General features: G+C 40.3%; 12 protein-coding genes. 4 read left to right on the top strand and 8 right to left on the bottom strand.

Annotated elements, in window-relative coordinates; translation table 11 throughout:
• Positions 1–56: 56 nt before the first annotated feature.
• The 4 genes from PALPR_RS03955 (at position 57) to PALPR_RS03940 (ending at position 5,568) form a co-directional block, all read left to right on the top strand.
• Positions 57–1,283 (top strand): LL-diaminopimelate aminotransferase, encoded by a 1,227-nt coding sequence (locus PALPR_RS03955; RefSeq protein ID WP_013444324.1) that lies wholly within the window; start codon positions 57–59, stop codon positions 1,281–1,283.
• 91 nt (positions 1,284–1,374) lie between these two features.
• The gene (gene glmS / locus PALPR_RS03950) at positions 1,375–3,216 is read left to right on the top strand and encodes a glutamine--fructose-6-phosphate transaminase (isomerizing) (RefSeq protein WP_013444323.1); all 1,842 of its coding nucleotides are present in this window, start codon (positions 1,375–1,377) and stop codon (positions 3,214–3,216) included.
• A gap of 202 nt (positions 3,217–3,418) precedes the next feature.
• Entirely contained in the window at positions 3,419–5,218 is a 1,800-nt protein-coding gene (locus PALPR_RS03945) for an amidophosphoribosyltransferase (RefSeq protein WP_013444322.1), read from the top strand.
• Between the two features lie 14 nt (positions 5,219–5,232).
• Complete coding sequence (locus PALPR_RS03940) at positions 5,233–5,568, top strand: cupin domain-containing protein (protein ID WP_013444321.1); 336 nt, start codon at positions 5,233–5,235, stop codon at positions 5,566–5,568.
• Positions 5,569–5,626: 58 nt separating this feature from the next.
• Here the strand turns inward: PALPR_RS03940 and cobC are convergent, their stop codons facing one another.
• From cobC to PALPR_RS03900, 8 genes are all read right to left on the bottom strand, one after another.
• On the bottom strand, positions 5,627–6,154 hold the full coding sequence (gene cobC, locus PALPR_RS03935) for an alpha-ribazole phosphatase (RefSeq protein WP_013444320.1): 528 nt from the start codon (positions 6,152–6,154) through the stop codon (positions 5,627–5,629).
• A gap of 9 nt (positions 6,155–6,163) precedes the next feature.
• Positions 6,164–6,934: an adenosylcobinamide-GDP ribazoletransferase gene (locus PALPR_RS03930; RefSeq protein WP_013444319.1), complete on the bottom strand. Its 771-nt coding sequence runs from the start codon at positions 6,932–6,934 to the stop codon at positions 6,164–6,166.
• Positions 6,935–7,046: 112 nt separating this feature from the next.
• Positions 7,047–8,090: a nicotinate-nucleotide--dimethylbenzimidazole phosphoribosyltransferase gene (cobT, locus tag PALPR_RS03925; protein WP_013444318.1), complete on the bottom strand. Its 1,044-nt coding sequence runs from the start codon at positions 8,088–8,090 to the stop codon at positions 7,047–7,049.
• Positions 8,091–8,266: 176 nt separating this feature from the next.
• Positions 8,267–8,782 (bottom strand): bifunctional adenosylcobinamide kinase/adenosylcobinamide-phosphate guanylyltransferase, encoded by a 516-nt coding sequence (locus PALPR_RS03920; RefSeq protein ID WP_013444317.1) that lies wholly within the window; start codon positions 8,780–8,782, stop codon positions 8,267–8,269.
• A gap of 9 nt (positions 8,783–8,791) precedes the next feature.
• Positions 8,792–9,931 (bottom strand): ABC transporter substrate-binding protein, encoded by a 1,140-nt coding sequence (locus tag PALPR_RS03915; protein WP_013444316.1) that lies wholly within the window; start codon positions 9,929–9,931, stop codon positions 8,792–8,794.
• Positions 9,928–10,872, bottom strand: a complete 945-nt coding sequence (gene cbiB / locus PALPR_RS03910) for an adenosylcobinamide-phosphate synthase CbiB (protein ID WP_013444315.1) — start codon at positions 10,870–10,872, stop codon at positions 9,928–9,930. Before cbiB ends, PALPR_RS03915 begins: the two co-directional genes overlap by 4 nt.
• Positions 10,848–11,867: a pyridoxal phosphate-dependent aminotransferase gene (locus PALPR_RS03905; protein ID WP_013444314.1), complete on the bottom strand. Its 1,020-nt coding sequence runs from the start codon at positions 11,865–11,867 to the stop codon at positions 10,848–10,850. The genes cbiB and PALPR_RS03905 overlap by 25 nt, the downstream gene beginning before the upstream one ends.
• A 13-nt stretch (positions 11,868–11,880) precedes the next feature.
• Positions 11,881–13,356: a cobyric acid synthase gene (locus tag PALPR_RS03900; protein ID WP_013444313.1), complete on the bottom strand. Its 1,476-nt coding sequence runs from the start codon at positions 13,354–13,356 to the stop codon at positions 11,881–11,883.
• Positions 13,357–13,426 lie beyond the last annotated feature (70 nt).

Genomic DNA, 13,426 nt, shown 5'->3' with positions numbered 1-13,426 from the left:
ATTTTGCACTTTATTTCTAACAGTATTTCAACCACATTTTTATAACCCTTCTCTGAATGGCATTAGCGAACGAGAACTATTTAAAAACTCCCGAAATCTATTGTTTTGACGAAATTGAGAAACGCGTTAACGCTTTTAAAGTTCTACATCCTAATGCAAAAGTGATTCGTTTAGGAGTAGGAGATGTGTCCCGCCCGTTGCCTAATGAAGTTGTTCAGGCTATGCATAAAGCAGTAGATGAGATGTCTGTACTGGATAGCTTTCGGGGTTATAGTCCTCCACAGGGTTATGATTTTCTTATTGAAAAAATATTAAAAGAATATCGCTCAATAGGTGTTTTCTTAGACAAAGACAGCATTTTTGTAAATGATGGAGCAAAGTCGGATATTGGAAATATCGGACATGTTTTGGGTCGTGACAATATTATTGCCATTTCAGATCCGGTTTACCCTGTATATGAAAATGCCACAATAATGAGTGGTAGAGCGGGAGTATTGACCGATGATCAGAAGTGGAGTAATGTTGTTTATTTACGTTGCACTGAAGATACGGGTTTTGTTCCGGAACTACCTACCGAAAAAGTTGATGTGATTTACTTGTGTAACCCCAATAATCCGACAGGAACTGTAATGAAAAAGCCTGAGTTGAAGAAGTGGGTGGATTATGCTATTGAACATCAAAGTATTATTGTGTATGATGGTGCTTATCAGGCTTATATAAATGAGCCCGATGTGCCACGCAGTATATATGAAATAAAAGGAGCTAAAAAAGTAGCTATAGAAATAAGAAGTTATTCTAAAACTGCCGGTTTCACCGGTTTACGATGTGGTTACTCCGTTTTTCCTCAAGAATTGTTGGTGTACACGAAATACGGTGAAGAAGTGCCGCTTATTAAACTTTGGAGTAGACGAAATGCCAATTATACAAATGGTGTTTCGTATATAGTTCAGCGTGGAGCTGAGGCTGTTTACTCTCGTAAAGGTAAAGCTGAGGTGCATGAATTGGTAGATTATTATCTTACCAATGCATCGTTGCTCAGAAACGAACTGCTTTCAATTGGTTTTGAAGTATACGGAGGAACCAATTCTCCGTATGTCTGGTTTAAAACCGCTTATAATCAATCGTCCTGGAAATTTTTTCAACAGCTGCTTTATGAGAACCATATTGTTGGTACCCCCGGAGTAGTTTTTGGCTCGTTGGGCGAAGGGTATATGCGTTTTACAGGTTTTAGCAGCAGAGAAGATACGCTTTTAGCTATTGAACGACTAAGGAGAGGAGTTTAAAAAAGCGATTAATGTGAGTTTAAGATATTATAATCTAAATTGTCAAATCACTTCTAAGGAATTTTTTTAGAAGATAAATAAACGAAGAATTATGTGTGGAATCGTAGGTTACATCGGTAATAAGCAAGCTTATCCTATTCTTATAAAAGGTCTTCAACGACTAGAATACAGAGGATACGACAGTGCCGGAATTGCGTTGATACATGGCGACAAACTAAGTGTTTATAAAGCAAAAGGTAAAGTGTCTGATTTAGTGCAGTTTGCCGAGCAGAAAGATATTGAAGGAACAATTGGAATTGCTCATACCCGTTGGGCAACACATGGCGAGCCGAATCAGGTAAATGCGCACCCTCATTACTCTCAGTCAGAAGAGTTGGCATTGATTCATAATGGAATAATTGAAAATTATGCCGTTCTTAAAGAAGGCTTGACGAAACATGGTTATACTTTTTCAAGTCAAACGGATACTGAAGTATTGGTACAATTGATCGAATATATCAAGAAATCGAATGAAGTAAATCTTACTACAGCTGTTCAACTGGCATTAAATCAGGTTGTTGGTGCTTATGCTATAGCAGTTATTGAAAAAGGCCACCCTGATGTAATTGTTGCTGCGCGTAAAGGTAGCCCTTTAGTGGTTGGTATAGGTGATGATGAATTCTTTTTAGCTTCTGACGCTACTCCCATTGTTGAATTTACCGATCAGGTGGTATATGTTGGAGATGAAGAAGTTGTAACTCTACAGCGAGGCAAACAGCTTAAAATTAAAACAATAGGAAACGTTGAAAAAACTCCTGAAATTAAAAAACTTGAAATGACCCTGAGCCAGTTGGAGAAAGGTGGCTATCCTCATTTCATGATTAAGGAAATTTTTGAGCAACCAAAGACGCTGGCCGACAGTATGCGTGGTCGTGTAAATGTGGACGAAAACAATATCACTCTGGCAGGATTTATTGACAATAAAGAAAAATTCCTGAATGCAAAACGCATTATTATTACAGCTTGTGGAACTTCTTGGCACTCGGCTTTAATCGGTAAATATGCTATCGAGGAATTTGCACGTATACCGGTAGAAGTGGAGTATTCGTCAGAATTTCGCTATCGTAAGCCTGTAATTCATGAAGATGATATTGTGATTGCTATTTCTCAATCGGGTGAAACCGCTGATACGCTGGCTGCTGTAGAGCTCGCCAAATCAAAAGGAGCCTTTATTTTTGGAATTTGTAATGTGGTAGGTTCTTCTATTCCGCGTAATACGCATTCAGGCTGCTATACTCATGCTGGCCCTGAAATCGGAGTTGCTTCTACTAAAGCTTTCACAGCTCAGGTTACAGTCCTTACCATGCTGGCAATGATGATTGGAAAAGAAAAAGGAACGTTGAGTCAGGAAGATTACCTGAAAATTGTGTATGAACTGGCACGTATTCCTGAGAAAATAGGAGTGATTTTGAAGCAAGACTCCACAATTGCTGAATTTGCTAAAACATTTACGTATGCTCAGAATTTTATCTATCTGGGACGTGGTTATAATTTCCCTGTGGCGCTGGAAGGTGCTTTAAAACTGAAAGAAATCTCCTATATCCATGCGGAAGGTTACCCGGCTGCTGAAATGAAACACGGACCTATAGCCCTGATTAGTCAGGAAATGCCGGTGGTAGTAATTGCTACCAGTGCCGGAATGTACGAAAAAGTGGTTAGCAATATTCAGGAAATAAAAGCCCGTAAAGGTCGAATTATATCTATTGTCACTGACGGCGATGAGGTTGTTAGTAATTTATCTGACCACATTATCAGTATCCCTGATACGGAGGAATGTCTGGTGCCCTTATTAGCGGCTATACCGTTGCAGCTTCTGGCATATCATATAGCTGTAGTCAAGGGTTGCGATGTGGATCAACCGCGTAACCTTGCAAAATCTGTGACTGTAGAATAATGTGAAAAATAACCCCTGCGCTAAACGTTGGGGTTTTTCATTTGATAAAAAAGATACCGTTTTTTACAAAAGTAAGCTTTGCGTTCAATTCATAAAACATATTGACGTTAAGCATTATTTATTATTTATCGAACAACTTGTTCACTCGTTTACTTGTTTACTGTCTGGTAACTTGTAACTCAAAACTTGTAACTTATATATTATGTGCGGAATAGCAATGGTTAGGCTCTTGAAGCCGTTGGATTATTATCAGGAAAAGTACGGAACATGGCAATACGGCTTGCAAAAGATGTATTTGCTTATGGAAAAACAGCACAATCGGGGACAGGAGGGAGCCGGACTGGCCACTGTTAAGCTCGATATGCCTGCCGGTGAAGAATATATCTGGCGTGAACGAGTGGAAGGGAAAAATGCCATTCAGGAGATTTTTGCAACGATTAATAAAAAAATGTCTAATGCTACAGCTGATGTTTATAGAAATGTAGCGAAATCCAAAGAAGAATTGCCTTTTGCCGGGGAGTTGTATTTGGGACACTTACGATACAGTACCACCGGAAGAAGCGGATTATCGTATGTTCATCCCTTCCTTCGTCGTCATAACTGGAAAAACAGAACGTTGGTGCTGGCCGGTAATTTTAATCTGACAAATGTAGATGAACTCTTTGATCATTTGACTCTTAAGGGACAACACCCAAGAGACAAAGGCGATACATTCCTGATGCTTGAATCGCTGGGATTTCAACTGGATCAGGAAGTGCAGAAAGAGTATGATATAATTAAAAAACGTTATTCCAACGATTTAGTTATTACCCAAAAAATCGAGGAAAATCTTGATATAGCATCTTTTATTCGAAAATCTGAAAAGATGTGGGATGGTGGATATGTAATTTGCGGAATGTTAGGTCATGGCGATTCTTTTGTTTTCCGCGATCCTAAAGGAATACGTCCCGCATTCTATTATATTAGTGATGAAATTGTGGTTACAGCTTCTGAACGTCCTGTTATTCAGACGGCAATGAACGTAAAAGAAGAGGATATCAAGGAATTGCAACCGGGTGAGGCCATGATTATTAAAAAGGATGGTACTGTCAAATTTGAAACTATTCGGTCTGCTGCCCCTGAATTAGCTAAATGTTCGTTTGAGCGCATTTACTTTTCGCGTGGTAGTGACATTGATATTTATCGCGAAAGGAAACAATTAGGAGAATCGTTGGCTCAGCCAATTTTAAAAGCAATCGATAACGACATTGAAAACACTGTATTTTCATTCATCCCCAATACAGCAGAAGTTGCATTTTATGGGATGAAAGATGGTATAAAAGCTTCGACTAAAGTACCTATAAGGGTTGAAAAAGTACTTATTAAAGACATAAAGCTAAGAACGTTTATCTCTAGCAATAACGAGCGGGATGACTTGGCAACCCACGTTTACGACGTGACTTACGGCTCTATCAGACGAGGAAAAGTTGATAATCTGGTGTGTATCGATGATTCGATTGTACGTGGTACAACGTTGAAACAAAGTATTCTGAAGATTTTGAATCGACTTGAACCCAAGAAAATAGTTATTGTCTCATCGTCGCCTCAGGTGCGATTCCCCGATTATTATGGAATAGATATGGCGCGTATGAACGAGTTTTGTGCTTTCAGAGCTGCTATTGAACTGCTGAAGGAATCAGGGAGACAAAGTTTGATTGACGCGGTATATCATAAATCCAAAGCACAGGAAAATCTTCCAAAAGAGCAGGTAGTGAATTATGTAACTGAGATCTACGAACCATTTACTCAGGATGAAATATCAAAGAAGATAGCAGAGATGCTTACTCCCGGCGATGTAAATTGTCCGGTAGAACTGGTTTATCAAACTATTGATGGTCTTCATAAGGCCTGCCCAAATCATACAGGCGATTGGTATTTCTCGGGAAATTACCCAACACCCGGAGGCAACCGGTTAGTAAATAAAGCTTTCATTAATTATTACGAAGGCAGGGATAATAATTGAGTAGTAAAATTCAGATGAATAGTAAAGATTATCTTTTTGAGGCTGAAACCGTGTGGGAAGATTTGGGTAACGGTATCCGTAGACAGATAATGGGATATGATGATCAGCTTATGACAGTGAAAGTGGAGTTCGAGGCAGGAGCTGTCGGAAGCCTTCATGCGCATCCTCACTCACAAACTACTTATGTTGCCAGTGGTACTTACAGGTTTGAAATTGGTTCGGAGAAAAAAATTGTAAAAGGTGGTGATGGACTTTATATTGCTCCAAACGTTGTTCATGGAGTTATTTGTCTCAAAAGAGGCATTCTGATCGATTCTTTTAGTCCTGTTCGGGAAGATTTTCTGAAATAAGCCGTTACCAAGATAAATAAAAAACAGCCTCATCTTGACTGATGAGGCTGTTTTTTATTTATATAATAATCTTGATACAATCTCCATAATTTACCTTATAATTAAAGGCTTCGGCAGCGCTAAACTGTTTGTTGATAATACAAGCAGCGCGAATAACACCGGCGTGCGTGAAGATTGCCACTTTTTGATAAGAATGTCTTTCAATTTCCGATATAAACTTATCGACCCGTCGTATCATATCATTAAACGATTCTCCACGTGTAGGCTTTTCTGCGAGCCAGTCATCAAACCAACGCTGCAATTGCGGATCCTTTATATCTGACCATCGTTTCATTTCCCATGCGCCGAAGTCAATTTCCATGAGTCTTTTATCAATTACAGGGTTGGAATAGCCGCAATAGTCAGCCAACTTAAGACAGCGGGATAAAGGGCTACTGTATATGCAGTCAAAAGTCTGTTCGCGTAATTTTGAACGAACGGCATTGGCTTCTTTTTCAAATTCGACGGAGACACCTACATCGCTCTGACCGTAGCAAATGCCAGGTTCTACATCAACCGAAGTATGTCGAATAAGCGTTATTTCCATCTGTTGTGTTTAAATAATTGCAAAATGACGGACCATTATATAGGCTCCCAGATAGAAGCCTAATTCGCACAAAAGGGCTGTTGCTCCACATACATCTCCCGTGTAACCGCCGATTTTTTTCTTTGCCAGGAAATATAGCACGATTACTAAAGCTATTGGAATAACGATAGACAGCCATAAGCTATAGTCTGATAACAATAGCAACGGAAGAAGTCCGAAAACACAGGCAAATACTAACCTTGTTGGGGTTAATTTGTCGTAGAGTGTTTTACTTTTACTTTCCATTTCGGTACGCGCATAAGGCAGGAAATTCATCATGCCCGCTGTGAGTAGTTTGGATAAAGGATCGGCAACCAAAATAACCTGAAATACCATTTTGTGCGGAATAGCAATAAGCGTATTGACCAGTAAAAGAAAATATATTATCATACCGATTAATGCATAGCTACCCACATGCGAATCTTTCATTATACGCAGAATATCTTCTTTTGTTTTTCCTCCGCCAAATCCATCAAAAAAATCGCCCAGCCCATCTTCGTGGAACCCACCGGTAAGCAATATCCTGACCGTAAAGGCCAGCATAATGGCAATGGTGGGAGTGAAGATCAAAGAAAACCCATACCACGCACAAGCCGTAATACCACCCGTGATCCAGCCTGTAAGAGGCCAGAATCCAATGATTTTCCTGAAACTTTCTCCAGGAATATCAATTATGCGCCAAAGCGGTATTCTGGTAAAGAATGTAATTGCTGCCGCCAGTTGATAAAATACTTTTTTCATATAACCCCTAACCCCTAAAGGGAAATTTAGTTCCTAATTATAATAAGTTATTTCCGGTAGGCTTCGACTGAGCTCAGGCCGAAGCATACCGGACTATTTCCAACTACTAATTTTAGAAATACTTGGTAACACTCGCTTTCTTAAATGTGCTCATTTCGTTGATCATGCGAACAGCCGAATCAATTAAAGGATAGGCGCACAGTGCTCCGGTTCCTTCGCCTAAGCGCATACCGAAGTTCAGAAGCGGTTTGGCTTCCAGATAATCGAGCACAAGTTTATGTCCGGCTTCGTCGCCCTGATGTCCGTAGATGGCATACTCTGATATCGCCGGATATAATTTTGCGGCAGCCAGCATACAATTGGTCATGATAAAACCATCAACCAAAATAACCATGTTCAGTTCTGCTGCCTGAAGCATACCTCCAACTGCCATAAGCATTTCATAACCACCAAAATGGCAAAGAATATCAACCACCGAACCGTCACCTTTGTAGTTCTCCAAAGCTTGTTTCAGAATACTGTACTTTCGCTTCACACCTTCACTGTCGAAGCCGCTACCCGCACCAACACATTTGTCAAGCGATATTCCAGTCAGGCAATTCATCCAAAGCGATGACGATGAAGTATTGCCGATACCCATTTCGCCAAAGCTGATAACATTGCATCCTTCTTTATGACAATCGGCTACAATCTGTGCACCGCGTTCGATACAAAGATTAAATTCGTCATGGGTTATGGCCGGTTCATGCATATAATTACGGCTTCCCTTACGCACTTTGAGGTCGATTAATCTATCCAGACCTTCGAAGTCATAATTGATCCCGGCATCTACAACTTTCATTTTGATGTTGTGCTGACGAGCCAGAAAATTAATCCCAGCTCCACCTTCCATAAAATTGAAAACCATTTGTGGAGTGACTTCTGGCGGTGAGTAGCTAACTCCTTCGGCTGTAATACCATGATCGCCACCAAATATGATGTGGTATGGGTTGTTAAGGGTAGGAGTAAGGGTTTGCTGGATAGTTCCGATTTGTATAGCCAGTTCTTCCAATCGGCCTAATGATCCTTTTGGTTTAGTAAGGTTATCAATTTTCTCGATAAGATGAGGAACAATTTCCTTTTCGGGTGATTTGATGTTGAATGCTTTGTGTGACATAATTATAAATTATACCCAGCCCTTAAAAGGAGCAGGGAAGTTAGTATTTGTTTGAGAATTAACCCCTAGCCCCGTTCGACTGAGCTCACGCCGAAGCCTAAAGGGGAACAAGAGATTATTAATATTATTTTTTATAAAGAAACTGCGTCATAAAGCCCCTTCAGGTTTTTGGGTTCTTATTTGATATATACCGGTATGCCTGAAACCATAAGCACCATCTCGTCTGAGGCGGCAGCAATGTGTTGATTAACCCAACCCAACAAGTCATTAAACCTGCGTTGCAAGTCATTCGTCGATGTTCCGCCAAGTCCCAACTCGTTGGTTACAAAAATAAAGGTGGCATTCTGCTGTGTAAATGCTTCAAAACGTTCGGTTACGGCAGCTAAAGAGACATCTACGTCTCCGTCGGTTTCGCTGAAGAAGTTTGTTGACCAGAGTGTTACGCAGTCAATGACCACTACACGTCCTGTTACATCGATATTTTGCAGATCTTTCTGTTCTTCAATATTAGTCCATTCCGGTCCGCGGTCACGCTTGTGACGTTCTATTCGTTGACGATGTTCTTCGTCCCAAACTGCCGAAGTAGCCAGGTATACAGGATTATCCGTTAGTGATAAGGCCAGTTTTTGCGCATAACTGCTTTTCCCGGATCTTTGCCCTCCTGTTATTAAAATGATTCTTTTAGTGCCCATAGTTTGTTTCTATTTGTTGTTATCCAGGTTGAAATAATATTTGGGTTTGTATCCGGGTAATAATTCCGGATGAAAAATATGAACCAGATCGGCCAAAACACAGTCGGGTTCCATGGGACCGGATTCATAAAAAGGTGTTTTAGCCGTGTTGATGGCAAAAATTTGTTTCTGTTTAAAGGCGTTGAAATTGCCATACAGATTATACTCGTTTTTTAACGATTCGTAGGTTAAATAGGACTGAGTATCATTGTATTTCAATAACCAAAAATCGGCTTTGATGGCTTTTGCATAGACATTCTCAAAAGTAAAGGGTGCTGAGCCTGAAAAATTCAAATCTTTCCACAAATAATCAGCTCCGGCATCTTTCATAAACGTACCTAAATAGCTTTTGCCACCGGCAATATACCATATATCGCCGAATTTTTTCTCGGTGAATACAGTTGGTCTGTTAGTTGTACCCGAGACTTTTTTACAAAGTTCCAAATAGTTTCGCTCAATTTTACTGAAAATCTCATCTGCCAGTTTGCCTTCATTTGTATATGCAGCTTCAAACTTAATCCACTCGGCCCGACCCAAAGGTGATTCTTCCATGTATGATGCATCTTTTACCACCACTATGTTTACTTTCTCAAATTCAGTACGTTTCGTGTTTTCAAAAGGCGAAATAACCAGTATATCGGGCGAAGCGGCAATGAGTTTTTCAATGTTTATCGAAGTAGCCATCCCCAGATCAGTAATTTTACCGCTTTTAAGACCTTCTTTGATTACCGGAATACTAAAATACTCCGGCTCGCAGACACCAACGGTTAGATGTGCTTTTTTCAGTTGATTCCAGATGCCTGCATGAACCGATGAAGCAAAAGCCACGCGTTCTACAGGTGTTCTTACCAGATTTCCTTCGGGCAATTGTGCCGGAAGCTTTTTATTTCTGTCTACGAGTATGTAGGTGTCCAGCACTTTGGTCGAATCCCAAGGATTTCGTACTACGATTTGTGTGTAGTCTTTAAATCTGTTGATGCTAAAGCCTTTGGCATAGTGTACCTCTTTGTTCTGTTTAGTATGTTGGATAGAAATGTCTTGCTTCTTGCGCTGATTTGTACAAGCAAGAAGGCATAGTGTGGTAAGCAGAATCAGGTTTCTTGTTTTCATGAGAATAAAGCCGGAATAAATAAAGTTATAGACACCAGTATGAGCATAGCCAGCTCACACCGTTTATTGACTATCAGCGACATTTCCAAATCATCGTCATTTAGTCGTTTCTCAGTGGTTCCGATATAGGGTTTCAATACCTCTTTGCCAAAATAGTAGTTTGGACCACCAAATCGACAGCCCAGTATGCCTGCCAGTGCGGCTTCAGGATAACCTGAGTTAGGGCTGGCATGCTTATTTCCATTGTCCAGCACAAATTTTAATTTAGCGGGCTGTCCGCTGACCATTAGCATGAGCAAAGCTGTAAGACGAGCCGGAATATAATTAGTTACATCATCAAGTCTGGCAGCAAATTTACCAAAAAGGCTGTAACGTTCATTTTTATATCCTATCATAGAATCGAGCGTATTAATCATTTTATAGCTCAACATGCCGGGAGCACCCAACAGGGCAAACCAAAACAATGGGGCAATGACCCCATCGCTCAGATTTTCAGCGAGCGTTTCCAAAGCAGCTGTTTTAATCTGAGTTGTGGTTAGATTTTTTGTATCACGTCCCACTATGCGTGCTACCTGTTTACGCCCCTTGTAAAGTGACTGGTGCAATGCTTCAAATACCATGGCCACCTCTTTTCTGAGAGTTAAAGCCGAAAGGCAGAAGAATACGATAACCGAGTTTAAACAGAAGCTGATAAAGGGAGAAATCTGTTCGGATAAAAGGATGCAGTAGTGCGTGATAGCAAATGTAGCAGCTACTAATACCACCGTACTCAGAGTGCCTTTGATGAACCGGTGCGAACCTTTGTTCAACCGTTTTTCCAACCATCCGATTAAGTTGCCAAATCCAACTATCGGGTGAGGTATACCGGCAGGGTCGCCCAATATGCTATCGAGCAGAAAACCCACTACCAAAGCGGCTAACGTGATAAGCTCTGTTTCCATGCGTTCATGCGTTCAATTAAAAGATTATTCTGATTTATTGAAAGGGTATTTAGCCTGATCATTTGCACTTTGTTATTATAAAATCCCGATGCATCGCGAATTAAAATGCCTTCTTTCAACAAAAAGGCTTTCAGATCAGCTGCTCTTCCTTTACGCAATTTTACAAGAAAGAATGGAGTATGACTTGACAATGCCTCAAAAATATCAATGCGGTTTATTTCTTTTTGAAAACGAATGCTTTCCGTTAACCATGTTTTTAAATCGAAAGAGCTGTCTTTTTGGCTAATAACATATTTTCCGGCTTCTATGGCCAGCGTGTTTACCGACCAGGGTATTTTAAAACAATCCAGTTTGTAAATAATTGTTTTAGGAGCAATTACATATCCAATCCGTAATCCGGGGATGCTGTATCGTTTAGTTAGTGAATAAATAAGTATCAGGTTGGTGAATTCAAGAACAGAGTTTGCAGTCAAGGTCTCCTGCATCGTAAAATCCAGAAAAGATTGATCAATAATGAAAGTAACCAGTGGATAAGTGTATAAAATAGCTTGTAATTCCTTTCGGTCAAAGCATGTTCCGTCCGGGTTATTTGGGTTGCAAAGCCATACCATATCCGGTTGAAACTTATCAATTTCAACCATTATATCTTCCCTGCTACAAAGCTTTATAGTATGTTCATTGATCTCACACGCCCTGGAATATTCCGAAAAGGTAGGAGAAACAATGATTGATTTTTTCCCCCGATAAGATTGTGCAATCCGGTAGATAATATCTATTGAACCATTACCAATGCTGATGTGTGACGATTCAATGCGATATATCTCAGCCAATGTCATTTTCAAGGATTCAGCTTCGGTTTCAGGGTAACGACGGGTTTTTGCGAATAAATTGCAAAGGTGATTGTACATATCAGTATTGTCGGCTTCATGCCATACATTTGAACTGAAATTGGCTCTCAACTCTCCCTGATAATCATCTCCGTGTAGACTTGCCATAATTATTTACGGTCTATTTAGTTATCATTGAATAAACTAAGTCCATATTCACATATTTGCGGACGTGCGCTGCCAGTTTATCGTACTGCTCTTCCTTAAATTTGAAGTAGTCAAAGCTCGTCTCACTTGACTTTTCTTTCAAAAAAGGTTGAATCAGATAATCCACAAACTCTGCATTATCCAGTATTCCATGGATGTATGTTCCAATGCAGTTAGCTTTTATACAACCATCAGTCGAGCCGTTTTCGAGAGTGTTCAAGGTTTGTACGTCTGTTGATAAGATTTCAGTACGTCCATTGTGTATTTCATACCCTTCGCATAGGGTTTCTCCGCCTAGAAATGAAAATCTTACCTGCTTGGTTATCTTTTCGCCTTCCAGAGTGGTTTTCAGAGGGAGTAAGTTCAATCCGGGAAGTTGTCTGATGTCGCTTTCTACACCTGCAGGATCGGATAATTCAGTGCCCAGCATCTGGTAGCCACCGCAGATACCCACCACAGTTTTTCCATTTTTATTGGCCTGAATAATAGCCTGTGCCATTCCATCCTTGCGTAGAATTTGCAAATCATGCAGGGTGCTTTTCGTTCCGGGAATAATTACAATATCTGCATTCTCAATATCTTTTGGTTGATTTGTGTAGAACAGATGAATGCGGTCATCTCTTTCGAGTGGATTAAAATCCGTAAAATTAGACATGTGTTGTAGGAGTACCACAGCTACATTGACTTTCCCTTCCTTGGCAAAACGATTTTTTGTATGCAGCATCACCGAGTCTTCTTCTTCAATGTAGATATCATGAAAATAAGGAACAACTCCTACAACCGGAATTTTGCATAAGTCTTCAATCATTTTTATGCCTGACTCGAACAAGCGAATATCACCTCTGAACTTATTGATTAGTATTCCTTTAACCAGTTTTCGTTCTTCTTCGGTAAGAAGCATAACAGAGCCGTAAACAGACGCAAATACACCTCCGCGGTCGATGTCTGCTACCAATATAACCGATGCCTTGGCGTGTGCGGCCATCGACATATTTACCAGATCGAATTCACGCAGATTGATTTCTGAAATACTTCCGGCTCCTTCAATCACTATGGGATTGAATCGACTTTCCAACCTGTCGAAAGCTGCACAAACTTCCTTACGCAGGTTGGCTTTATTGTTTGTCTTGAAATAATCAAAAGCATGTTTGTTCCCAATTGATTTTCCATTCAATACTACCTGACAAACGGTATCGGTGGTTGGTTTAAGCAGCAGAGGATTCATGTCGGTATGACAGGGAACACATGCAGCTTCGGCCTGAACAGCTTGTGCCCGACCGATTTCCAACCCTTCGGGTGTTGCAAATGAGTTCAAAGCCATATTTTGTGCTTTGAAAGGGGCAGGAGAGTAACCATCCTGTTTGAATATGCGACAGAATGCTGCTGCGATAATGGTTTTACCTACATCGCTGCCTGTTCCGGCAAACATGAGGGGAGAGAGCTGAGTCATATTTTAGTTACGAGTTATAAGTTACGAGTTACAAGTTACACGTTACATGAGTATAAAGAGCAGCCTCGTA

It is taken from the genome of Paludibacter propionicigenes WB4, from assembly GCF_000183135.1.
In the GTDB taxonomy this organism is placed as follows: Bacteria; Bacteroidota; Bacteroidia; order Bacteroidales; family Paludibacteraceae; genus Paludibacter; species Paludibacter propionicigenes.
Note: the sequence above shows the minus strand (reverse complement) of the source record. Positions and strands in the feature narration are given on the sequence as shown.

Excerpts from the sequence above, each read along its gene's own strand:
- PALPR_RS03955 (WP_013444324.1), top strand. The coding sequence starts at position 57 with ATGGCATTAGCGAACGAGAACTATTTAAAAACTCCCGAAATCTATTGT.
- glmS (WP_013444323.1), top strand. The coding sequence starts at position 1,375 with ATGTGTGGAATCGTAGGTTACATCGGTAATAAGCAAGCTTATCCTATT.
- PALPR_RS03945 (WP_013444322.1), top strand. The coding sequence starts at position 3,419 with ATGTGCGGAATAGCAATGGTTAGGCTCTTGAAGCCGTTGGATTATTAT.
- PALPR_RS03940 (WP_013444321.1), top strand. The coding sequence starts at position 5,233 with ATGAATAGTAAAGATTATCTTTTTGAGGCTGAAACCGTGTGGGAAGAT.
- cobC (WP_013444320.1), bottom strand. The coding sequence starts at position 6,154 with ATGGAAATAACGCTTATTCGACATACTTCGGTTGATGTAGAACCTGGC.
- PALPR_RS03930 (WP_013444319.1), bottom strand. The coding sequence starts at position 6,934 with ATGAAAAAAGTATTTTATCAACTGGCGGCAGCAATTACATTCTTTACC.
- cobT (WP_013444318.1), bottom strand. The coding sequence starts at position 8,090 with ATGTCACACAAAGCATTCAACATCAAATCACCCGAAAAGGAAATTGTT.
- PALPR_RS03920 (WP_013444317.1), bottom strand. The coding sequence starts at position 8,782 with ATGGGCACTAAAAGAATCATTTTAATAACAGGAGGGCAAAGATCCGGG.
- PALPR_RS03915 (WP_013444316.1), bottom strand. The coding sequence starts at position 9,931 with ATGAAAACAAGAAACCTGATTCTGCTTACCACACTATGCCTTCTTGCT.
- cbiB (WP_013444315.1), bottom strand. The coding sequence starts at position 10,872 with ATGGAAACAGAGCTTATCACGTTAGCCGCTTTGGTAGTGGGTTTTCTG.
- PALPR_RS03905 (WP_013444314.1), bottom strand. The coding sequence starts at position 11,867 with ATGGCAAGTCTACACGGAGATGATTATCAGGGAGAGTTGAGAGCCAAT.
- PALPR_RS03900 (WP_013444313.1), bottom strand. The coding sequence starts at position 13,356 with ATGACTCAGCTCTCTCCCCTCATGTTTGCCGGAACAGGCAGCGATGTA.